The 20134-nt window shown below is 74.0% G+C and carries 16 protein-coding genes and 3 pseudogenes; 15 read left to right on the forward strand and 4 right to left on the reverse strand.

Translation table 11 applies throughout. The features are described from left to right. The first annotated feature begins 361 nt into the window (after positions 1 to 361). From AB0E02_RS28305 to AB0E02_RS28340, 8 genes and pseudogenes are all read left to right on the forward strand, one after another. Positions 362 to 1186, forward strand: a complete 825-nt coding sequence (locus AB0E02_RS28305; RefSeq protein ID WP_362144041.1) for an SGNH/GDSL hydrolase family protein — start codon at positions 362 to 364, stop codon at positions 1184 to 1186. A 94-nt stretch (positions 1187 to 1280) separates the two neighbouring features. After that, positions 1281 to 2897: pseudogene (locus AB0E02_RS28310) on the forward strand (serine/threonine-protein kinase); the annotation flags it as partial. A gap of 8 nt (positions 2898 to 2905) precedes the next feature. After that, the gene (locus tag AB0E02_RS28315) at positions 2906 to 3262 is read left to right on the forward strand and encodes a transporter substrate-binding domain-containing protein (protein ID WP_362144044.1); all 357 of its coding nucleotides are present in this window, start codon (positions 2906 to 2908) and stop codon (positions 3260 to 3262) included. Positions 3263 to 3352: 90 nt separating this feature from the next. Next, positions 3353 to 4786, forward strand: a complete 1434-nt coding sequence (gene purB, locus AB0E02_RS28320) for an adenylosuccinate lyase (RefSeq protein ID WP_362144216.1) — start codon at positions 3353 to 3355, stop codon at positions 4784 to 4786. A 15-nt stretch (positions 4787 to 4801) separates the two neighbouring features. Beyond that, positions 4802 to 5359: a G/U mismatch-specific DNA glycosylase gene (gene mug / locus AB0E02_RS28325; RefSeq protein ID WP_362144047.1), complete on the forward strand. Its 558-nt coding sequence runs from the start codon at positions 4802 to 4804 to the stop codon at positions 5357 to 5359. Positions 5360 to 5502: 143 nt separating this feature from the next. Next, positions 5503 to 6441, forward strand: coding sequence for an alkaline phosphatase family protein (locus AB0E02_RS28330; RefSeq protein ID WP_362144050.1), 939 nt, complete (start codon positions 5503 to 5505; stop codon positions 6439 to 6441). 1 nt (position 6442) lies between these two features. After that, positions 6443 to 7915, forward strand: coding sequence for an MFS transporter (locus AB0E02_RS28335; protein WP_362144053.1), 1473 nt, complete (start codon positions 6443 to 6445; stop codon positions 7913 to 7915). Further along, the gene (locus tag AB0E02_RS28340) at positions 7912 to 8928 is read left to right on the forward strand and encodes a TolB-like translocation protein (RefSeq protein ID WP_362144056.1); all 1017 of its coding nucleotides are present in this window, start codon (positions 7912 to 7914) and stop codon (positions 8926 to 8928) included. The genes AB0E02_RS28335 and AB0E02_RS28340 overlap by 4 nt, the downstream gene beginning before the upstream one ends. On the opposite strand, the gene AB0E02_RS28345 is transcribed toward AB0E02_RS28340, so the two are convergent. Beyond that, positions 8922 to 9377: a hypothetical protein gene (locus AB0E02_RS28345; protein ID WP_362144059.1), complete on the reverse strand. Its 456-nt coding sequence runs from the start codon at positions 9375 to 9377 to the stop codon at positions 8922 to 8924. The two genes, AB0E02_RS28340 and AB0E02_RS28345, sit on opposite strands and share 7 nt — an antisense overlap. A gap of 108 nt (positions 9378 to 9485) precedes the next feature. Here AB0E02_RS28345 and AB0E02_RS28350 point away from each other — a divergent pair. The 3 genes and pseudogenes from AB0E02_RS28350 to AB0E02_RS28360 form a co-directional block, all read left to right on the forward strand. Continuing rightward, positions 9486 to 9806 (forward strand): annotated as a pseudogene (locus AB0E02_RS28350) (two-component sensor histidine kinase); the annotation flags it as partial. A gap of 43 nt (positions 9807 to 9849) precedes the next feature. Next, a pseudogene (locus AB0E02_RS28355) lies at positions 9850 to 10547 on the forward strand (response regulator transcription factor). Between the two features lie 96 nt (positions 10548 to 10643). Continuing rightward, a complete protein-coding gene (locus AB0E02_RS28360) occupies positions 10644 to 11801 on the forward strand; it encodes an ROK family protein (RefSeq protein WP_362144062.1) in 1158 nt (385 codons plus the stop codon). A 24-nt stretch (positions 11802 to 11825) separates the two neighbouring features. Here the strand turns inward: AB0E02_RS28360 and AB0E02_RS28365 are convergent, their stop codons facing one another. Next, positions 11826 to 12572, reverse strand: a complete 747-nt coding sequence (locus tag AB0E02_RS28365; protein ID WP_362144065.1) for a GntR family transcriptional regulator — start codon at positions 12570 to 12572, stop codon at positions 11826 to 11828. 260 nt (positions 12573 to 12832) lie between these two features. Next, positions 12833 to 13717, reverse strand: coding sequence for an RNA polymerase sigma-70 factor (locus tag AB0E02_RS28370; RefSeq protein ID WP_362144068.1), 885 nt, complete (start codon positions 13715 to 13717; stop codon positions 12833 to 12835). A 306-nt stretch (positions 13718 to 14023) separates the two neighbouring features. Between AB0E02_RS28370 and AB0E02_RS28375 the strand changes: the two genes are divergently transcribed. From AB0E02_RS28375 to AB0E02_RS28385, 3 genes are all read left to right on the forward strand, one after another. After that, the gene (locus tag AB0E02_RS28375) at positions 14024 to 15634 is read left to right on the forward strand and encodes an alkaline phosphatase D family protein (RefSeq protein ID WP_362144071.1); all 1611 of its coding nucleotides are present in this window, start codon (positions 14024 to 14026) and stop codon (positions 15632 to 15634) included. A gap of 84 nt (positions 15635 to 15718) precedes the next feature. Then, on the forward strand, positions 15719 to 17116 hold the full coding sequence (locus AB0E02_RS28380) for a GNAT family N-acetyltransferase (protein ID WP_362144074.1): 1398 nt from the start codon (positions 15719 to 15721) through the stop codon (positions 17114 to 17116). A 152-nt stretch (positions 17117 to 17268) separates the two neighbouring features. Next, positions 17269 to 18963: a DUF885 domain-containing protein gene (locus tag AB0E02_RS28385; protein ID WP_362144076.1), complete on the forward strand. Its 1695-nt coding sequence runs from the start codon at positions 17269 to 17271 to the stop codon at positions 18961 to 18963. A 111-nt stretch (positions 18964 to 19074) separates the two neighbouring features. Here AB0E02_RS28385 and AB0E02_RS28390 read toward each other — a convergent pair whose 3' ends face one another. Further along, on the reverse strand, positions 19075 to 19581 hold the full coding sequence (locus tag AB0E02_RS28390; protein WP_362144079.1) for a rhodanese-like domain-containing protein: 507 nt from the start codon (positions 19579 to 19581) through the stop codon (positions 19075 to 19077). A 94-nt stretch (positions 19582 to 19675) separates the two neighbouring features. Between AB0E02_RS28390 and AB0E02_RS28395 the strand changes: the two genes are divergently transcribed. Beyond that, positions 19676 to 20122 carry an Lrp/AsnC family transcriptional regulator gene (locus AB0E02_RS28395; RefSeq protein ID WP_201810976.1) on the forward strand — a complete coding sequence of 149 codons (447 nt, stop codon included), beginning with the start codon at positions 19676 to 19678 and terminating at the stop codon, positions 20120 to 20122. Positions 20123 to 20134: the final 12 nt, after the last annotated feature.

Below are 20134 nucleotides of genomic sequence, written 5' to 3' on the forward strand. Positions count from 1 at the left end.
CACTCCCCCAACGGGAGGGGACGGGCCGGAGGGGCCGGTGTTTGGGACGTAAAGCGTCAGCAGTCCCAAACACCGGCCCCGCAGGCCCGTCACCGCACCCGACACCACCCAGCCCGCCGCAGGCGCAACGGCCAGACGCCCCGCCACGGGACAGAGTACGTACGGGGGCACCGCAAGGCGCAACGGCGCACAAGCCCCGCGACGGGCAAGACGGGTACGTAGGAGGCGCCGCAAAGCGCGCAACGGTGAGCAAGCCCCGCGGCGCGAAAGACAGGTACGTGCGGGGCGCCGCAAAGCGCGCAACGGCGAGCAACAACCACGGCGGGAAAGCCAAGTACGTGGGGCCATATAACATCCGCATGTGTCGTACACGAGTTTCGTAGCCATAGGTGACAGCTTCACCGAAGGAATGTCGGACGGGCTTCCCGACGGCTCCTACCGTGGGTGGGCCGACCTGCTCGCCGCGCGGCTGGCGGCGCGGACGCCGGGCTTCCGGTATGCCAACCTCGCGGTGCGGGGCAAGTTGATCGGGCAGATCCTGGACGACCAGTGCGGGCCGGCCGCGTCGATGGGGGCGGACCTCGTGACGCTTGTGGGCGGGCTCAACGACGTGCTGCGTCCGAAGTGCGACGTCGCGCGGGTGTGCGCGCAGCTGGAGACCGCGGCCGAGCTGCTGGTGAAGGGCGGCGGGCGGCTGGTGCTGATGCGCAGTCCGGGCCGCCAGGGGCCCGTGATGGAGCGCTTCCGGCCGCGGATGGAGCAGCTCTTCGCGCGGATCGACGAGATCGCGGCGCAGCACGGGGCGCTGGTCGTGGACCTGTACGCGTCGAAGGCGCTGGCCGACCCGCGGATGTGGGCGGACGACCGGCTGCATCTGAACGCCGAGGGGCACCGCCGGGTGGCCGAGGCGGTCTGGCAGGCGCTCGGGCTGCCCGCCGAGTCGGACTGGGACGCCCCGCTGCCGGCGGCCGCACCGCCGGGCTGGCGGGCCCGGCGGGCCGCGGACCTGCGGTTCGCGCGCGAGCACCTCGGGCCCTGGATAGGGCGGCGGCTGACCGGCCGTTCCTCGGGGGACGGCCGGCTGGGCGCCCATGTGAGTCCTGAGCTGGGCACGGCCTTCTGGGTCGGTCCGGCGGACCACACGGACCCCGGCCCGGTGACCGCCTGGGCCCCGGTGGGGGCGTAACGCAGGGGCGGTGACCGGCCACCGCACGGGCCGGAGGCGGGCCGGTTGCGGAATACTGCCGGGCACAAGTGCGGGCACGGGGTGGGGGTAGTGGGTGCGACCGTTGACCAAGGGCGATCCGCAGCGGATCGGGCCGTTCTCGATCGTCGGGCTGCTCGGGGGCGGCGGTATGGGCCGGGTGTATCTCGGCCGTGCGGCGGACGGGCGGACGGTGGCGGTGAAGACCGCGCGGTCCGAACTCGCCGACGACCGGGGTTTCCGGACGCGTTTCGCCCGTGAGGTGGCCGCCGCCCGGCGGGTGGGCGGGCCGTTCGTGGCGCCGGTGGTCGACGCCGCGCCGCATGACGACGTGCCGTGGATGGCGACCGACTACGTGCCGGGTGTCTCGCTGACCGATGCCGTGCACGACGGCGGGCCGCTGCCGGAGCAGGCGGTGCGGCTGCTGACGGCGGGCCTGTTGCAGGCCCTGGCGGCGGTGCACGCGCACGGGCTGGTGCACCGCGACCTCAAGCCGTCGAACATCCTGCTCACGGCCGAGGGGCCGCGGGTGATCGACTTCGGCATCGCGTACTCGGCCGCGGACACCGCTCTGACGATGACCGGCACCGCCCTCGGCACGCCGGGGTTCATGGCGCCCGAGCAGCTCGTCATGACGGGCCCGAACGTCACGGGCGCGGCGGACGTGTTCGCGCTCGGCGGGGTGATCGTGTTCGCGGCGACCGGCGGCGGCCCGTACGGGAGCGCCGAGCCGCAGATCCTGATGTACCGCACCGTGCACGAGGAACCGCGGCTGGACGGGCTCCCGGAGGGGCTGCGGGAGGTGGCGGCGGCCTGCCTGGCCAAGGAGCCGGAGCGGCGGCCCGCGCTGCCCGCCCTGATGGCGCGGGTGGGACCGGCCGGCCCGTACGGCGACTGGCTGCCCGCCCCCGTCGCCGGCCGGCTCCGCCGTCTGTCCGCGCAGCTCGCCGACCCCAGGTCCCCGGACGCCCACGTGCCGCGGCCCGGGGTCCAGGCGCCGGCCGGCGTCCCGTTCGACCAACTGCCGACGCGTACGACTCCGGACGGCCCGCCGCCCCCGCCGTCGCCCGGCGCAACGCCGGCCTGGCCCGCGCACGCCGCCACGCCCCCGCCGCCCGCCTCCCCGGGGCCGAGCCGGCGCCGGGTGCTCGGCGCGCTGTCCGTGGTGGGGGGCCTGGCCGGCACCGGGGCGCTGGGCTGGGCACTGTGGCCGCAGGGCGGAAACCGCGCCAGTGGGGAGAACGCCGGGGGCCGGCCCGCCGTCTCTGCGGAGCCGTCCGGCCGGTTGCCGCAGGAGATCCTGGACAAGGGCAGGATCACCATCGGCTCGGACATCGCCTACGCGCCCATGGAGTTCGTCCGGGACGGCAGGCCGGCCGGAGTCGACGTCGAGATCGCGAACGCCCTCGGACGCGCACTGGGGGTGCGCGTCGCCTTCGAGAACACCGTCTTCGACTCCCTGCTCGCCGGCCTGGCCGCGGGCCGTTTCGACCTGGTCATGTCGGCGCTGGCCGACACCAAGGACCGGCAGCAGGGGATCGCGGACGGAACGAAGACCGGCAGCGGCGTCGACCTGGTCGACTACTTCAGGGCCGGGCTCGTGCTCGTCGTCCGCAAGGGCGACCCGGAGGGCATCCGGAAACCCGCGGACCTGGCCGGCCGGACGGTCGCCGTCCAGCGTGGTTCCCTCGCCCGGACTACGTGGACGAGCTCGGCCGGAAGGTTGCCAAGGGGCTGCGGATCCGGGAGTTCGAGGCGCAGGCGGAGGTCTACGACGACGTCGCCAAGGGCCGTTCCTCGGCCTGTCTGGACGACTTCCCGGTGGCGGCGCACACCGCCGCCACCCTCTCGGGCGGCGGCGTCCTCGCCCTCGTCGGCGAGCAGATCGACCCCCTGCCGTACGGCATCGCGGTGGCCAAGAACCGCCCGGGCCTGCGGGACGCGGTGCGCGGAGCCCTCGACCGGCTGATCAGGAGCGGCGAGTACGCGAAGATCCTCAAGAACTGGTACGTCGAGGACGGTGCGGTGGGGCGGGCGGCCGTCAACGGGGGCGGGTAGCGGGGCCGGCCGATGCCTGTAGGAACGCACAGCCGGGACCGGGGCGCTGGCCTGCGCGAATCGCCAGTAGACTCTGACCACGTGACTGCTGTGTCTGCGAAGCCTCGCATCCCCAATGTTCTGGCCGGCCGCTACGCCTCCGCGGAGCTGGCCGTGCTCTGGTCCCCCGAGTACAAGGTCAAGCTGGAGCGGAAGCTGTGGCTCGCCGTGCTGCGTGCGCAGAAGGACCTGGGGGTGGCGGTCCCCGAGGAGGCGCTGGCCGACTACGAGCGGGTCCTGGAGGACGTCGACCTGGCGTCGATCGCCGAGCGCGAGAAGGTCACCCGGCACGACGTGAAGGCGCGGATCGAGGAGTTCAACGCGCTGGCCGGGCACGAGCAGGTCCACAAGGGCATGACCTCCCGTGACCTGACCGAGAACGTCGAGCAGCTCCAGGTGCGGCTGTCGCTGGCGCTGATGCGGGACCGCACGGTCGCCGTGCTGGCGCGCCTGGGTTCGCTGGCCGCCCAGCACGCCGAGCTGGTGATGGCGGGCCGCTCGCACAACGTCGCCGCGCAGACCACGACGCTGGGCAAGCGGTTCGCGACCGCGGCGGACGAGCTGCTGGTGGCGTACGCGCGCCTGGAAGATCTGCTCTCCCGTTACCCGCTGCGCGGCATCAAGGGTCCCGTGGGGACCGCGCAGGACATGCTGGACCTGCTGGGCGGGGACGCGGCGAAGCTGGCCGAGCTGGAGCAGCGGATCGCCGCGCACCTCGGCTTCGGGCAGGCCTTCACGTCCGTCGGCCAGGTCTACCCGCGCTCGCTGGACTACGACGTGGTCACCTCGCTGGTGCAGCTGGCGGCCGCGCCCTCGTCGCTGGCGAAGACGATCCGGCTGATGGCCGGGCACGAGCTGGTCACCGAGGGCTTCAAGCCCGGCCAGGTCGGCTCGTCGGCGATGCCGCACAAGATGAACACCCGCTCCTGCGAGCGCGTCAACGGCCTGATGGTGATCCTGCGGGGCTACGCCTCGATGGCCGGTGAGCTCTCCGGTGACCAGTGGAACGAGGGCGACGTGTCCTGCTCCGTGGTGCGCCGGGTGGCCCTGCCGGACTCGTTCTTCGCGCTGGACGGGCTGCTGGAGACGTTCCTGACCGTGCTTGACGAGTTCGGTGCGTTCCCCGCCGTCGTCGCCCGTGAGCTGGACCGTTACCTGCCGTTCCTCGCCACGACGAAGGTGCTGATGGGGGCGGTCCGCGCCGGGGTGGGCCGTGAGGAGGCCCACGAGGCGATCAAGGAGAACGCGGTGGCGTCGGCGCTGGCCATGCGTGAGCAGGGCGCCGAGCGGAACGAGCTGCTGGACAAGCTGGCGGCGGACGCCCGGATTCCGCTGGACCGGGCGCAGCTGGACGCGCTGATGGCGGACAAGCTGTCGTTCACCGGTGCGGCCGCCGACCAGGTGGCGTCGGTCGTCGCCCGGATCGAGGAGATCGCCAAGCAGCACCCGGAGGCCGCCGGCTACACCCCGGGCGCGATCCTCTGACCCGGGAGTCATGAGGTGCGCTTCACCCCGGAGGAGCTGCAGGCCGCTCGTGATCGCCTCGTCCCTGACGTGGCGGCGAGCGGTCTGCGGGTCCTCTTCTGCGGGATCAACCCCGGGCTGATGTCGGCGGCCACCGGGCACCACTTCGCCCGCCCCGGTAACCGGTTCTGGCCGGTGCTGCACGCCGCCGGCTTCACGCCGCGGCGGCTGCGCCCCGATGAGCAGGAGGAGCTGCTCGCGCACGGGGTCGGGATCACCAATGTCGTCGCGCGGGCGACCGCCCGGGCGGACGAGCTGACCGCGGAGGAGTTCCGCGAGGGCGGCCGGCTGCTGGCGGAGAAGGTGGCCCGGCTGCGGCCGCGCTGGCTCGCGGTCGCCGGGGTCACGGCCTACCGCGTCGCCTTCGACGACAAGCGCGCGACAGTCGGGCCGCAGGCTCGTACGCTGGGGGAAACGCGGATCTGGGCACTGCCCAACCCCAGCGGACTGAACGCCCATTGGACGCCGGTGACGATGGCGGAGGAGTACGGGCGGCTGCGCGCCGCGGCGTTCGCGGAGGACGGGGTCGCATAGCCGGTCCCGCCTTCCGGGACCGGGTGGCGGGCGGACGGCGGGCGTTCGGCCAACCGTCATCTTGAAGGCGTGTACATGTCACCTCGGTGGCTCTACTCTGTCGCCGCCCGTGCACGCCCCCACTCTTCCGTACGGAGGCAGTCGTGCCCACTCCGTCCTCCTCGCCCTCCCCCTCCGCCGCCGGGTCCCCGGCGGACCACCGCGGCCGCCGCTCGCGCCGCCACAAGCTCACCGCGCTCGCCGGGGCGTTCGGCCTCGCCGCCGCCGGACTCGGCATCTGGGCCGGCAACGGCTTCGGGGCCGAGGCCGCCGCGGCCGGGGTGCCCAGCCCCGACCACGTGGTCGTGGTGGTCTTCGAGAACCACGCCTACCACCAGGTGCTGGGCAGCTCCAGCGCCCCGTACATCAACTCCCTGGCCGCCGGCGGCGCCAGCCTCACCGCCTCGTACGCCGAGACCCACCCCAGCCAGCCCAACTACTACGCGATGTTCTCCGGCGACACCCAGGGCGTCACCGACGACAGCTGCGTCACCCCCGGTTTCAGCTCCGCGGCCAACCTCGCCTCCGAGGTGACCGCGGCCGGCAAGTCCTGGGCCAGCTACAACGAGTCGCTGCCGGCCGAGGGCTCCACCACCTGCCGGAGTGGCAAGTACGCGCAGAAGCACAACCCCTGGTTCGGCTTCAGCAACGTGCCCACGAACACGGCGCACACCTTCGACGCGTTCCCCACGGACTTCAGCACCCTGCCGACCGTGTCGTTCGTCGTGCCGAACCTGTGCAGCGACATGCACGACTGCTCGGTCTCCACCGGTGACACCTGGCTGAAGAACCACCTCAAGAGCTACGCGGACTGGGCCAAGTCCCACAACAGCCTGCTGCTGGTCACCTTCGACGAGGACAACCGCCTCAGCGGCAACCGCATCCCGACCGTCCTGTACGGCCAGCCGGTGCGGCCCGGCTCCACCTCGGGCACCACCTACAACCACTACGACGTGCTGCGCACCCTTGAGGACATGTACGGCACCTCGCACGCCGGGAAGGCCGCCGACGCCAAGGACATCACCGGCGTCTGGGCGAACTGAGGTGTACCTCGCGGACAGCCGCGCCACCCCCACGACGGCCGGCCCGGGCGCACGCCCGGGCCGGCCGGTCCGGGCCGCGGTCCCCGGCACCGTCCTCGTCCTGGGCACCGTCAGCCTGATCACCGACGTCTCCTCGGAGATGGTCACCGCCGTCCTGCCGCTGTACCTCGTCGCCGAACTCGGCCTGTCCCCGCTCGGGTTCGGGCTGCTGGACGGGGTGTACAACGGTGTCAGCGCGCTCGTCCGACTGGTCGGCGGGCGGGTCTCGGACCGCGGCGGGGGCGGCGGCCACAAGGTCGTCGCGGTGGTCGGGTACGGTCTCTCGGCCCTGTGCAAACCGCTGTTGCTGCTCGTGCACACGCTGCCGCTGATCGGGGCCGTGCTGGCCGTCGACCGCACCGGCAAGGGGCTGCGCACCGCACCGCGCGACGCGATGATCTCGCTCGCCGGCGAACCGGCGGTCCGCGGCCGGGCGTTCGGCGTGCACCGGGCGATGGACACCGCGGGCGCGCTGCTCGGCCCGCTGGTCGCCTTCCTCGTGCTGCGCGCCGCGGCCGGGGGGTACGACGCGGTGTTCACGGTCAGCGGCTGTGTGGCCGCGCTCGGTGTGGCCGTCCTGGTGCTCTTCGTCCCCGCCCGGATCCGGCCGCCCGCACCGGACACCACCGAGACCACCGGCCGGCGGCCGTCGCCGGCGCGCGGCCCGCTCCCGCCCCCGGCGCCCGGCTCGTTCCCGTCCCCGGCGCCCGGCCCGGCGTCGCCCACCCCGCCGCGCGACCCCGCCTCCGCCCGTCCGCGCGACCCCGCCTCCGCCCGTCCGGGCGCCCCGGCGTCCGCCCCGCCGCTGCGGCCGTTGCTGCGGCTGCCCGCGCTGCGCCGGCTGACCTGCTGCGCCGTGCTGCTCGGTCTGACCACGGTCAGCGACTCCTTCCTCTACCTCACCCTCCAGCGCCGGCTCGGGCTGTCCGGGGCGTGGTTCCCGCTGCTGCCGCTGGGCACCGCCGCGGCCTTCCTGCTGCTGGCGGTGCCGCTGGGCGCGGTCGCGGACCGGTGGGGCCGCCGCCGGCTGTTCCTGCTCGGCCATCTCGCGCTGCTCGGCGCCTACGGGGTGCTGCTCGCGCCGTTCGCCGCCTCCCCGGTGCTGACCGGCCTGGTCCTCGTCCTGCACGGGGGCTTCTACGCGGCCACCGACGGTGTGCTCGCCGCGGCCACCGCCGACGCGGTGCCGGACGCCTGGCGCGGCAGCGGGCTGGCGGTGGTGCAGACCGGCCAGGCCGCGGCCCGCTTCGGCTGCTCGCTGGCCTTCGGCGCGGCCTGGACCGCCTGGGGCGACCGCTGGGCGCTCGCCCTCGCCGCGGCCGGTCTGGCGCTCGCCGCCGCGCTCAGCGCCCGGCTGCTGCGCGCCACCTCCGGGACCGACGCCACTCCGCCCCCGGCCGATGTCACCCGCACCCCTTCGGAGTCCGCCCCGTGAGCCGTACCGCCCGCCTCCTGGTCCTGCTCGTCACCGTCCTCGTCCTCGGCGGGATCGCGGTCGGCGCGACCCTGCACGCCGCCGGCCGGGCCGCCGAGAAGGACCGCACCCAGGCCGGCGGCCCCGCGGTCACCTCCGGGGCGGTACGGCTGAGCGATCCGCACCGGGTGCTCTTCCGCAACATGGCCTGGGGCCCGCACCGCGACGAGATCACCGCCGTCCCGGCCGACGGACTCGCCGGCCCGCGCACCGCCTCCGGCGTCCGCTGCCTGCGCTTCCACGCGGCCGCCGGCACCGGCATCTGCCTGCGGGCCGTGCACGGCGAACTCCGCGACACCTACCGGGCGGTGGTCCTCGACGACCGGCTGCACGAGCGGCGCCACTACGACCTCGCCGGCACCCCGACCCGGGCCCGGGTCTCCCCCGGCGGCCACACCGTCGGCTGGACCGTCTTCGTCAGCGGCGACTCCTACGCGGGCACCGCCTTCTCCACCCGGACCTCGATCCTCGACACCCGCACCGGACACCTGGACGTCAACCTGGAGACCTATGCGCTGTCCGTCGGCGGACACCGGGTGCACGCGGCCGACGTCAACATCTGGGGCGTCACCTTCGCCGACGACGACCACTTCTACGCCACCGCCGCCACCGGCGGGCAGACCTACCTCGTCCGCGGTGACCGCACCGCCCGTACCCTGCGCGCGCTGCACGGCAACGTCGAATGCCCTTCGCTGTCGCCCGACGGCACCCGCATCGCGTACAAGAAGCGGGTCGCCGGCGCCGATCCGGACGCCCCCTGGCGGCTGTACGTGCTCGATCTGCGCACGCTGCACGAAACCGCGACCGGGGAGCGCCGCAACATCGACGACCAGGCGGTCTGGCAGGACCGCCACACGCTGGTCTACGCGTTGCCGGGCGACTACGGCGCCGATCTGTGGACCGTCCCCGCCGACGGCTCGGGAACCCCGCACCGGCTCGCCGCCGCCGCGCTCGCCCCGGTCTTCCCTCACTGACCGCCGGCCATCCCCGCCACCTCCTCCTCCCCCACCGCCACCAGCAGCTGCAACGGCAGCTCCCGGTCGCCCTGTCCGACGCCGACGCCTATCCACCGGCCTGCCACCCGCCAGCCGTACATCCGCGGCACGAAACCGCAGAGGGTGTCCAGCGGCGGCCGCACCGGCAACCCCTGCGCGGTCCGCTCCAACGCGACTTCCAGGTCCAGGACTTGGGGCTCGCCCCACCGTAAGGACAGCGCCTGCACCAGTGCGGTCAGCGCGGCCTCGAACTCCTCCTCGGCCTCCGCCAGCTCGGTGAGGTCCGCGTCCCAGAAGTCCCCACTGACCCGCAGGTCCGCGATGTGGAAGCCCGGCCCGCTCTCGGCCGGCGCGGAGCGGACCCGCTGCGCCGGGAACTCCCGCCGGCGCAGCCGGTCGATGGTCGTCAGCTGCTCGTCAAGCGTCATACCGTCAGTAAAGCGCGGGGGTCTGACATTTGGCCGTGCGCTCCGCGGCGGCCGGCTCCCACCGGTCCTCGACCTCCTCGTCCGGCCTCCCCCTGCACCGGGAAGCGTCTTGGCGCCCAGCTCAGCGGCCCGCTGGCGGACCTGCCCGGGCCGGTCCCGCCGGAGGGGTACCGCATGGTGCAGGAGGCCCTGACGAACGTGCTGCGGCACGCGGGCCCGGTGCCGGTGTCCGTACGGATCGCGGCCGGCGGCGGTGTGCTGGAACCGGACGTCCGCAATCCGCTGCCCGCCGCCCCGGCGGGCCCCGGCAGCGGCGGCCGTGGCCTGCGCGGCATCCGTGAACGCGCCACCCTGCTCGGCGGCAAGGCCCGCACCGGCCCGGCGGGCGGCACATGGCAGGTGGGCGTCCGCCTGCCGCTGCCCGCTTGACCGGCGCCTCCCCGTAGGGGGGTCCGGTGCCGATTCCGTACTCCTGGTCGATGACGAGCCGCTGGTGCGCGCCGGGTTGCGCGCCATTCTGGAGGCACAGCCCGACATCGAGGTGACGGGTGAGGCTGCCGACGGGGCCGCCGTGGTCCCGCTGGTGCGGCAACTGCGGCCGGACGTGGTCGCCATGGACGTGCGGATGCCGCTGCTGGACGGATCGAGGCGACCCGCGCGGTGCTCCGGACGGTCACCGACCCGCCGCGGATCCTCGTCATCACCACCTTCGAGGCGGACGAGTACGTCTACGAGGCACTGCGCGCGGGGGCGTACGGTTTTCTGCTCAAGCGGTCCCGGCCGGCCTAGGTCGTGCACGCGGTGCGGCTGGTCGCGGAGGGTTCCTCGCTGCTGTTCCCGGCGTCGCTGCGGGCCATCGCGGCGGAGCGGGTGAACGACCGGGCCCGGGCAGAGTTCGAGCGGGCCGCGCCGACGGGCCGGGAGCCGGGGGGTGCTGCGGCTGATGTGTGCGGCCTGTCCAACCGGCCGAGGTCGTGCACGCGGTGCGGCTGGTCGCGTATGTGCTGTGGCCTGTCGAACGCGGAGCACGGCGCGGAGCTGGTGGTGCCGGCCGAGACGGTCAAGACGCACGTCAGCGGGGTGCTGGCCAAGCTGGGTGCCCGGGACCGCACCCAGGCCGTGATCGCCGCCTACGAGTCCGGGTTCGTGACACCGGGGACGGCCGGGTAGCGGGGGCCGGCGCCTGCCGCGGCCCCGGGCGGGGCTCGCCGCACACCGTCTGACCGGCTACGATCCGCCACACACGGAAAGCTAGGGAGACGGACGTTGGGGCGGCTCACCGGCGGGGACCCCTCGCTGCTGCGGCGGATCAACTCCGCGGTGGTGCTCGACGCGCTGCGCGCCGCGGACGCCGCCACGCTCACCCATCTCGTCCAGGTGACGGGCCTGTCGCGGCCCACGGTCGAGGGCGTGGTCGAGGGGCTCATCGAGAGCGGCCTGGTCGTCGAGGTGCCCGCCGAGGAGGGTGAGGCGCGCCGCCAGGGCCGTCCGGCCCGCCGCTTCCGGTTCCGTACCGAGGCCGGTCATCTGCTGGGCATCGAGATCGGGCCGCACCGCATCGTGGCGCTGCTGTCGGATCTGAGCGGCCGGGTGCTGGACACCGCGCAGCGTCCCGTCGAGGAGGGCGCCCCGGCCGATGAGCGGCTGGACCGGGTGCGGGCCGTGGTGATCGATCTGCTGCGGCGCACCGGCGTGCCGCGGCGGGGCCTGCGGGCCGTCGGCGTGGCCAGCCCCGGCATCGTGGAGGCGGACGGCACGGTACGGCTGGGCACCGCGCTGCCCGGGTGGACCGGGCTGCCGCTGGGTGACCGGCTGCGGCGGTCGTTCCGCTGTCCGGTGCTGGTCGAGAACGACGCCAACGCGGCGGCGGTGGCCGAGCACTGGCAGGGCGCGGCCACCGGTTCGGACGACCTCGTCTTCGTGCTGGCGGGGCTCAGTCCGGGTGCCGGTTCGCTGATCGGCGGGCGGCTGCACCGCGGGTTCGGCGGCGCGGCCGGGGAGATCGGCGCGCTGCATCTGCTCGGGCGGGAGGCGACCCCGGAGGCGCTGCTGTCGACGACCGGGAAGCCGCTGCTTCCGCTGGACGAGGCGCAGGTCGCGGCGGTGTTCGCGGCGGCCGGGCGGGGTGATGCGCGGGCCCGGGACGCGGTGGACCGGTTCGTCCGGCGGTTGGTGCACGACGTCGCCGCGCTGGTGCTGGCGCTCGATCCCGAGCTGGTGGTGATCGGCGGCTGGGCGACCGGGCTGGCCGGTGTACTGACGCCGCTGCGCGAGGAGTTGGCCCGTTACTGTCTGCGGCCGCCGCGGGTCGTCCTGTCCCAGCTGGGCGAGGCGGCGGTGGCGACCGGCGCGCTGCGGCTGGCGCTCGACCACGTCGAGGGGGAACTCTTCGCGGTGGAGGGGACCGTGACGGCCCGTCGGTGAGCCGTCACCTCCCCCGGCGTACGGTCAGCCCGCGAGCAGAGCCATCGCGTCGCGCTCGCCGAACGTCAGCCGGCAGGTGTCCGCGCGGTACGTGGACACCGCTACCGCCGTCGGGCGTCCCCCGGAGACATAGCGGGTCGTGACGACCAGAACGGGCGCGCCGGGGAGGCGGTCGAGCTGCTTGGCGTCCTCGGCGCGGGCCGAGCCCAGCTCCACGGTGCGGTCCTGGCCCTCCAACTCGCGCTCCTGGAGTGCGCGCAGCACGGCACGGGCCCGGCCGGGGGCGCTGAGCGCGGCCGCCGCGTCGTATCCGGGGACCGCGGCCGCGGGGACGTACAGCAGCTCGGCGGCGACCGGGCGGCCGTCGGTGACCCGGCTGCGGCGCACGACGTGGACCGGCTCGCCGGGGGCGGTCTCCAGCAGCCGCGCCACGTCGGCCGGGACGGTGTCGCTCTCGGCGGCGTCGACCGGCTGCCAGTCGTCGCCGGGGGCGCCGGGCCAGGTGTGCCGGACGGAGTCGACGGCGACGTCGGCGCGCGGCGGGGCGACGGTGGTGCCGACGCCGCGGCGGCGCTGGAGCCGGCCCTCCAGCTCCAGCTGTTCGAGCGCCTGCCGGAGCGTGGCCCGGGCGACCCCGAACCGGGCCGCCAGATCACGCTCGTTGGGCAGAACCTCACCGACCGCGAACTCCGAGTCCAGCGCCTGGCTGAGCACGGTCTTGAGGTGCCAGTACTTCGGCTCCGGCACCGTGTCGAGCTGCGTGGTCCCCACCCTGTCCTCCGCACTGGCGGCTGCCCGCGGGGCAGCGCCCCCTGGGATCCGGGCCCGCACACGGGGTCCTGCACGACGGCCCGTCCGCGCACCCTTTATGAGCGCTTCTTTATTAAAGGTTGTTGCAGTATCCCGACGATATGGCCGCCCCCACCCTTGGTCAAGACCAATCCCGCCACCGAATTCACGAAGCGGCGCGCGCGAAGGAGGCCCCCGGGACGCCCGGTCCGCGGGCCACGGGGACCACGGGGACCCACGGCTCAATGGGTGGCCAGCGCCCCGAGCTTGTCGGGATTGCGCACGATGTACACGGTCCGGATCCGGCCGTCCTGGACGCCGAGCTGGACGACCGTGTCCGGGACGCCGTCCAGGTGCAGCAGCACCGCGAGCCCGCCGTTGAGGTCGCACAGGCGGAAATCCAGGCCGGCCGGCTGGGACTTGGCGACGCCGAGGAGGAAGCGGGCGACCTTGTCGGCGGACTCGATGATCCGCAGCGGCGCCTTGGCCTTGCCGCCGCTGTCGCCGACCAGCCGGGCGTCCGCCGTCAGCAGGCTCAGCAGTCCGGCCAGGTCGTCACCGGCCGCCGCGGCGAGGAACCGCTCGGTCAGATCGCGCTGCTGCTCCGGGTCGACCTCGTAGCGGGGCCGGCCCTCCTCGACGTGGCGCCGGGCCCGGCCCGCCAGTTGGCGCACCGCGGCCTCGCTGCGGTCGAGGACCGCGGCGATCTCCGCGTAGGGGTAGCCGAACGCCTCGCGCAGGACGAACACCGCGCGTTCCAGGGGGGAGAGCGCTTCCATGACGACGAGCACCGCGAGGGTGACGGTCTCGGCGAACACCGCCCGCTCCGCGCCGTCCGGCGGGCTCCCGGCGGCGTCCGTCGCCAGCGGCTCGGGCAGCCAGGGCCCCACGTAGGACTCCCGCCGCGACTGGACCTGGCGCAGCCGGTCGATGGCCAGCCGGGTGGTGATCCGGATGAGGAAGGCGCGCGGCTCGCGGACCTCGGCGCGGTCCGCGCCGGCCCAGCGCAGCCAGGCGTCCTGCACCACGTCCTCGGCGTCGGCCACCCGGCCGAGCATCCGGTAGGCCACCCCGAACAGGACGGGCCGGTGTTCCTCGAAGACCTCGGTCGCGGTATCGCTTCGCACCCGCCCATCCCACCCGGCGATCCGGCCGTTGTCCAGCGGAAACGGCCCGGTGCGAGGCACACCACTGTCCCGGCCGGCCGGGCCGCGCGCGCCGGCGGCGCGTACGGGGAGCGTCATCGTCGTGGCGGAGTCCTGGCGATCGCCCCGCCGGCTTGCGACCATGACCCGGTCCGGCCGCTCCCGTCGGCCGGGAGGCCCGTACACCACCCGCGAAACCCTCTGCGTTCACCGGGAGTTCGACTGCGAGGCATCGAACAGCGATACGAACGGGTCGTCAGTGAGTCGGTCGAGGCATGGAGGTTGGAGATGGCGCAGGGATCCGGCGGCGGCTGGGGACGGCGCGCGGTGCTGCGGGGCGCGGCGGCGGGTTCCGCGGCGCTGGCGCTGCCCGCGCTCACCGGGGCCGCGCCCGCACTGGCCCGCGGCGGCCGGCCGAGTGCCGACTGGGGCGTACAGGTCGGCGATGTGACCACCTCCTCGGGCCTGGTGTGGGTGCGGTCCGACCGGCCGGCCCGGATGGTGGTGCAGACCGCGGCGACCGAATCGTTCCGCAACGCCCGAAGCTGGCGGGGCCCGGTCCTCGGCGCGGGCACGGACTTCACCGGCGTCGCCGGGCTGCACGGCCTGCCGCCCGGCGAGCAGATCCACTACCGGGTGCTGCTGGCCGACCCGGACGATCCGCGGCGCACCGGCGAGCCGGTGACCGGCACCTTCCGCACCGCTCCCGAGGGGCGCCGCTCCGACGTGCGGTTCCTCTGGTCGGGCGATCTGGCCGGCCAGGGCTGGGGCATCAATCCGGACCGCGGCGGCTACCGCATCTACGAGGACATGCGGCGCCGGAACCCGGACTTCTTCCTGTGCAGCGGCGACAACATCTACGCCGACAACCCGATCACCGAGCGGGTGACGCTGCCGGACGGCCGGATCTGGCGGAACATCACGACCGAGGAGAAGTCGAAGGTCGCCGAGACGCTCCAGGAGTTCCGCGGCGCGTTCCGCTACAACCTGCTGGACGAGAACCTGCGCCGCTTCAACGCCCAGATCCCGACGATCACGCAGTGGGACGACCACGAGGTGCACAACAACTGGTACCCGGGGCAGCTGCTCGACGACGACCGGTACACCGAGAAGCGCACGGACGTGCTCTCCGCCCGGTCGCTGCGGGCCTTCGCCGAGTACTTCCCGATCCGCACGCTGCGGCCGGACGACGGGGGTACCTCCCGGTCGAGCGAAGCCGAGAGCGGGGGAGGCCGGGTCTACCGGGTGGTGCACCACGGCCCGCTGCTGGACGTCTTCGTGCTGGACATGCGGCGCTACCGCAACGCCAACTCACCCGACCGGCAGACCGACGATCCGCAGGGCATCCTCGGGGCGGAGCAGCTGCGCTGGCTCAAGCGGGAGCTGTCCCGCTCGCGCGCGGTGTGGAAGGTGATCGCCTCGGACATGCCGCTGGGGTTGGTCGTCCCGGACGGCAGGACGAACTTCGAGGCGGTGGCGCAGGGCGATCCGGGCGCTCCGCTGGGGCGGGAGCTGCAGCTGGCGGAGCTGCTGCGGCACATCAAGCACGCCCGGGTGACCGGCACGGTGTGGATCACCACGGACGTGCATTACACCTCGGCGCAGCACTACGCGCCGGAGCGGGCGGCGTTCCAGGATTTCGCGCCGTTCTGGGAGTTCGTGTCCGGACCGTTGAACGCGGGCGGGTTCCAGGCCGTGAAGCTCGATGGAACGTTCGGGCCGGAGCAGGCGTTCATCAAGGCACCGGACCGGGCGAACGTCTCCCCGGCGGAGAGTCCGCAGTACTTCGGCGAGATCGACATCGACGGGGGAAGCGGGGAGCTGACGGTGCGGCTGCGCCAGGAGGGCGGGGACGTCTTGTTCAGCAAGGTGCTCCAACCCGGACGGGTAGGGCAGTAGGGACCAATGCCCCGATTGCGTCTTTTACCCGTCGGACACAAGGTGTTGGCGACCAGGCAACACCTGTCGGCAAGGCTTGTGTGCATGACTGAAGCAACCTCTGCCACATCCTCCCGCCGTCACCATTGGCGGCGGGAGCTCGTCGAGCTGGCGGCGCTGTTCACGGCCGTCGCGGTGGCCGACGCGGTCGCCAACACCGTCGCGCACGGCCCGTCCGGCCCGGGGCTGCTGTGCGCCTTCGCGGTGGCCCTGCTCGCCACGGCGGGCTTCCACGTCTGGTGGTCACGGCGCCACGACCACGCCCCGCCGCCGACCGATACCGGCGCCACGGCGCCGTCCCCCGCCGGCGCCGCCCCCCGGGCCGCCGGCCGGGAGACGACGCTGTGGCGGATGCGGACCACGGTCCGCGACGAACCGGGCAGCCTGGCCGCGCTGTGCACGGCACTGGCCGCCCGGCAGGTGGACATCCTCAGCCTGCAGACCCACCCGCTGTCCGAGGGCACCGTCGACGAGTTCCTGCTGCGCGCGCCGGCCCCGCTGACGCCCGCGGAGCTCACGCGCACGGTGACCGGCGCCGGCGGTGCCCGGAGCTGGCTGGAGCGGGCCGATGCGCACGACCTCGTCGACGCACCGACCCGGATGCTCGGGCTGGCGACCCGTACGGCCCTGGATTCCGCCGAACTCCCGTTGTCGCTACGGCAGTTGCTGGGGCGCTGCACGATCCACTCGGTGCCCGCCCGGTCGCTGACCGGGCAGCCGCTCGCCGAGCAGGTGCCCGCGGAGGGCGTGCTGGAGGACCATGTGATGAAGTTCCGTGACCCCTGGGGGGGTTCACTCACGATCGAAAGGCCGCAGTTGCCGTTCACCCCCACCGAGTTCGCCCGGGTGCGGGCACTGGTCGAGCTGGACGCCCGGCTGGGCCAGCGGGTCCCGCCGCGGCGGGACGTGCTGACCCTGCCCGAGGGCAACGAGATCACCGTCCGCCGGGCCGGCCCCGCCGATCTGGCCGCGGCCCGGGAGATGCACGACCGCTGCTCGACGCGGACCCTCGCGCTGCGCTACCACGGCCCGGTCGGCGACGCGGACCGCTACCTCGCCCATCTGCTCAGCCCGCGCTTCGGCCGCACCCTGGCGGTGGAGACCGCGTCCGGCCGGCTGGTGGCGCTCGGCCATCTGCTCTGGGACGGCGACGAGACCGAGGTCGCCCTGCTGGTCGAGGACGCCTGGCAGCAGCGCGGCATCGGCGCCGAGCTGCTGCGCCGGCTGGTGGCGATGGCGGCCGAGACCGGCTGCGAGAGCGTGTACGCGATCACCCAGGCGTCCAACACCGGCATGGTGGCCGCGATGCGCGGCCTCGGTCTGCCGCTGGACTACCAGATCGAGGAGGGCACGCTGGTGATCACGGCGCGCCCGGCCGGCCCGCCCGCCCGGCGGGAGCCCCGCGAGACCGTGCACATCCAGGACGCGACCGGCCGCCGCTGAGGCGGGGCCACGCCCCGCGGTCCGGCCGGGTGGCGCGCACCACCCGGCCGGCCGTCCGCCGGGCCCGCGAAGGCAATGACGCCGTAAAGCGACAGGAACGTATGGGCTGTTGATGGTGACGCGGCGGGTCGATCCGTACGAGGATGGGCCGCATGCCCCACACCACTACTCCCGCGAGCGGGCCGCTGCCCCGCCAGGTCGCCGACGCCTATGTCGACGCACTCGTCGAGCTGGACCCCATCATCGGCACCTACCTCGGCGTTCCCGAGAGCTCCTCCAAGCTCCCCGACTTCTCACCGACGGGCCTGGAAGCGGTGGCCCAGCTCGCCCGTACGACGCTGGAGAAGCTCAGCGAGGCGGAGGCCCGGCCGGGCGCGGAGCACCCCACCGAGAAGGTCTGCGCGCGGCTGCTGCGCGAGCGGCTGACCGCCGAGCTGGCGGTGCACGAGGCGGGCGAGGGCCTGCGGGCGGTCAGCAACCTCAGCTCGCCGCTGCACCACGTCCGCGAGGCGTTCACGCTCACCCCGTCCGAGACCGAGGAGGACTGGGCGGCGATCGCCCAGCGGCTGCGGGCGGTACCGGCCGCCCTGGAGGGCTACCGCGCCGCGCTGGACGCCGGCCGCAAGCGCGACCTGCCCGCCGGGCCGCTGCAAGTCGCCACGGTCATCGGCCAGTTGGGCGAATGGATCGGCACCGACCGCAGCTGGTTCGCCGAGTTCACCGAGCCGGGCCCGGAGACCCTGCGCGCCGAGCTGACCGAGGCCGCCGAGGTGGCCACCGGCGCGCTGGTGGAGCTGCGCGACTGGTTCCGTGACGTCTACGCCCCGGCCATCGCCGGCGCACCGGACGTGGTGGGCCGGGAACGCTACGCCCGTCTCGCCCGCTACTACAACGGCGCCGACGTCGACGCGGACGAGGCGTACGCGTACGGCTGGTCGGAGTTCCACCGGCTCTTGGCCGAGATGAACAAGGAGGCGGAGCGGGTACTGCCCGGCGCGAAGACGCCGTGGGAGGCGCTGGCCTGGTGCGACGAGCACGGCGAGGCGATCGAGGGGGTCGAGGAGACCCGGCAGTGGCTGCAGTCGCTGATGGACGAGGCGATCGACGCCCTGGACGGCACGCACTTCGAGCTCGCCGAGCGGGTGCGCCGGGTGGAGTCCAGGATCGCCCCGCCCGGCAGCGCCGCCGCCCCGTACTACACCCAGCCGTCGCTGGACTTCTCCCGCCCCGGCCGCACCTGGCTCCCGACCATGGGCGAGACCCGCTTCCCGGCGTACGACCTGGTCTCGACGTGGTACCACGAGGGCGTGCCCGGCCATCACCTCCAGCTGGCGCAGTGGGCGCACGTCGCCGATTCGCTCTCCCGCTACCAGACGACGGTGGGCATCGTCAGCGCCAACGCCGAGGGCTGGGCGCTGTACGCCGAACGCCTCATGGACGAGCTGGGCTTCCTGACGACCCCGGAGCGCCGGCTGGGTTATCTGGACGCGCAGATGATGCGGGCCATCCGCGTCATCATCGACATCGGCATGCATCTGGAGCTGGAGATCCCGGCGGACTCGCCGTTCCACCCGGGCGAGCGGTGGACGCCGCAGCTGGCCCACGAGTTCCTGGCGGGCCACTGCAGCCGCCCGGCCGATTTCGTGGAGAGCGAGATCATCCGCTATCAGGGCATGGCCGGCCAGGCGATCGGCTACAAGCTCGGCGAACGCATCTGGCTCCAGGGCCGCGAGGCCGCCCGCGCCCGCCACGGCGCCGACTTCGACCTGAAGTCCTGGCACATGGCCGCGCTCTCCCAGGGCTCCCTGGGCCTGGACGACCTCCTGAGCGAACTCTCGGCGCTCTGAGGGGAGTTCGCGCGGCGCCGGGGGCCGGTACGCGACCCCCTGGTCCGGTACGGGAGTGCCGGGCCCGTACCGGACCGCCGGGTCCCGGCGTCCGGCTCGCGCCCGGCCCGCTCAGCAGCCGCAGTCCGCCGCGCCGATCGGGGCGGTCAGCGGGTCGGCCGGCCGGGTTTCCGTGCCCTGCCAGGTCTCGGTCGGGTAGCCCTCGCGGATCCAGTACTCGATGCCGCCGAGCATCTCCTTGACGCGGTAACCGAGCCGGGCCAGGGCGAGGGCGGCGCGGGTGGCGCCGTCGCAGCCGGGGCCCCAGCAGTACACGACGACCGGCACTGCCGGGTCGAGCAGCTGCGGGGCGTCCGCGGGGATCCGGGCGGTGGGCAGGTGGACGGCGCCGGGGACGTGGCCCTGGTCCCAGGCGGCGGTGCTGCGGGAGTCGATCACGACGAAGTCCGGGGCGCCGGCCGTGAGGGCGGTGTGCACATCGGCGACGTCGGTGTGGAAGGCGAGCCGCGCGGCGAAGTAGGCGGCGGCGTCCGCCGGGGCGGCCGGCGGGGTGGCGAGGACGGGGCTGGGGGCGGCGGCCGGGGACTGCCCGGCGGGGCGGGGCTGCTGAGTGATCATGGCGGTAAATCTATGGTCCGCCGCGGCGGCCGAGAAGTGACGATCCCCGGCGGAAACCTTGCCGAGCCGGGGATTCCACTGCTAGACAGCGCAGATGACCGGATATTCCCCCGACGCCACCGACTGGCGCATCCTCGACGTCCTGCAGCGCAACGGCCGCGCGGGCTACGCCGAGCTGGCCCGCGCCGTGAACATGTCCGCCAGTGCCGTCACCGAGCGGGTCCGGCGGCTGGAGGAGGCCGGGGTGATCTCGGGATATGCGGCCGTGGTCGACCCGGAGCGGATCGGACTGCCGGTGCTGGCCTTCGTACGGCTCCGCTACCCGAACGGCAATTACAAGCCGTTCCATGATCTGCTGGAGACGACACCGGAGATCCTGGAGGCGCACCACGTCACGGGCGACGACTGCTTCGTGATCAAGGTGGCGGCCCGTTCCATGAAGCATCTGGAAGAGGTGTCCGGGCGGATCGGCGCGCTCGGCGCGGTGACCACCAGCGTGGTGTACTCGTCGCCGCTGCTGCGTCGCCCGGTCGGCCACTGACCGAGGCGCCCC

It is taken from the genome of Streptomyces sp. NPDC048196 (genome assembly GCF_040652715.1).
GTDB lineage: Bacteria > Actinomycetota > Actinomycetes > Streptomycetales > Streptomycetaceae > Streptomyces > Streptomyces siderophoricus.

Bases quoted from the DNA above. Each gene is read 5' to 3' on its own strand.
- AB0E02_RS28385 (WP_362144076.1), top strand. From the start codon at position 17,269: ATGCCCCACACCACTACTCCCGCGAGCGGGCCGCTGCCCCGCCAGGTC.
- AB0E02_RS28380 (WP_362144074.1), top strand. From the start codon at position 15,719: ATGACTGAAGCAACCTCTGCCACATCCTCCCGCCGTCACCATTGGCGG.
- AB0E02_RS28395 (WP_201810976.1), top strand. From the start codon at position 19,676: ATGACCGGATATTCCCCCGACGCCACCGACTGGCGCATCCTCGACGTC.
- AB0E02_RS28375 (WP_362144071.1), top strand. From the start codon at position 14,024: ATGGCGCAGGGATCCGGCGGCGGCTGGGGACGGCGCGCGGTGCTGCGG.
- AB0E02_RS28390 (WP_362144079.1), bottom strand. From the start codon at position 19,581: ATGATCACTCAGCAGCCCCGCCCCGCCGGGCAGTCCCCGGCCGCCGCC.
- AB0E02_RS28345 (WP_362144059.1), bottom strand. From the start codon at position 9,377: ATGACGCTTGACGAGCAGCTGACGACCATCGACCGGCTGCGCCGGCGG.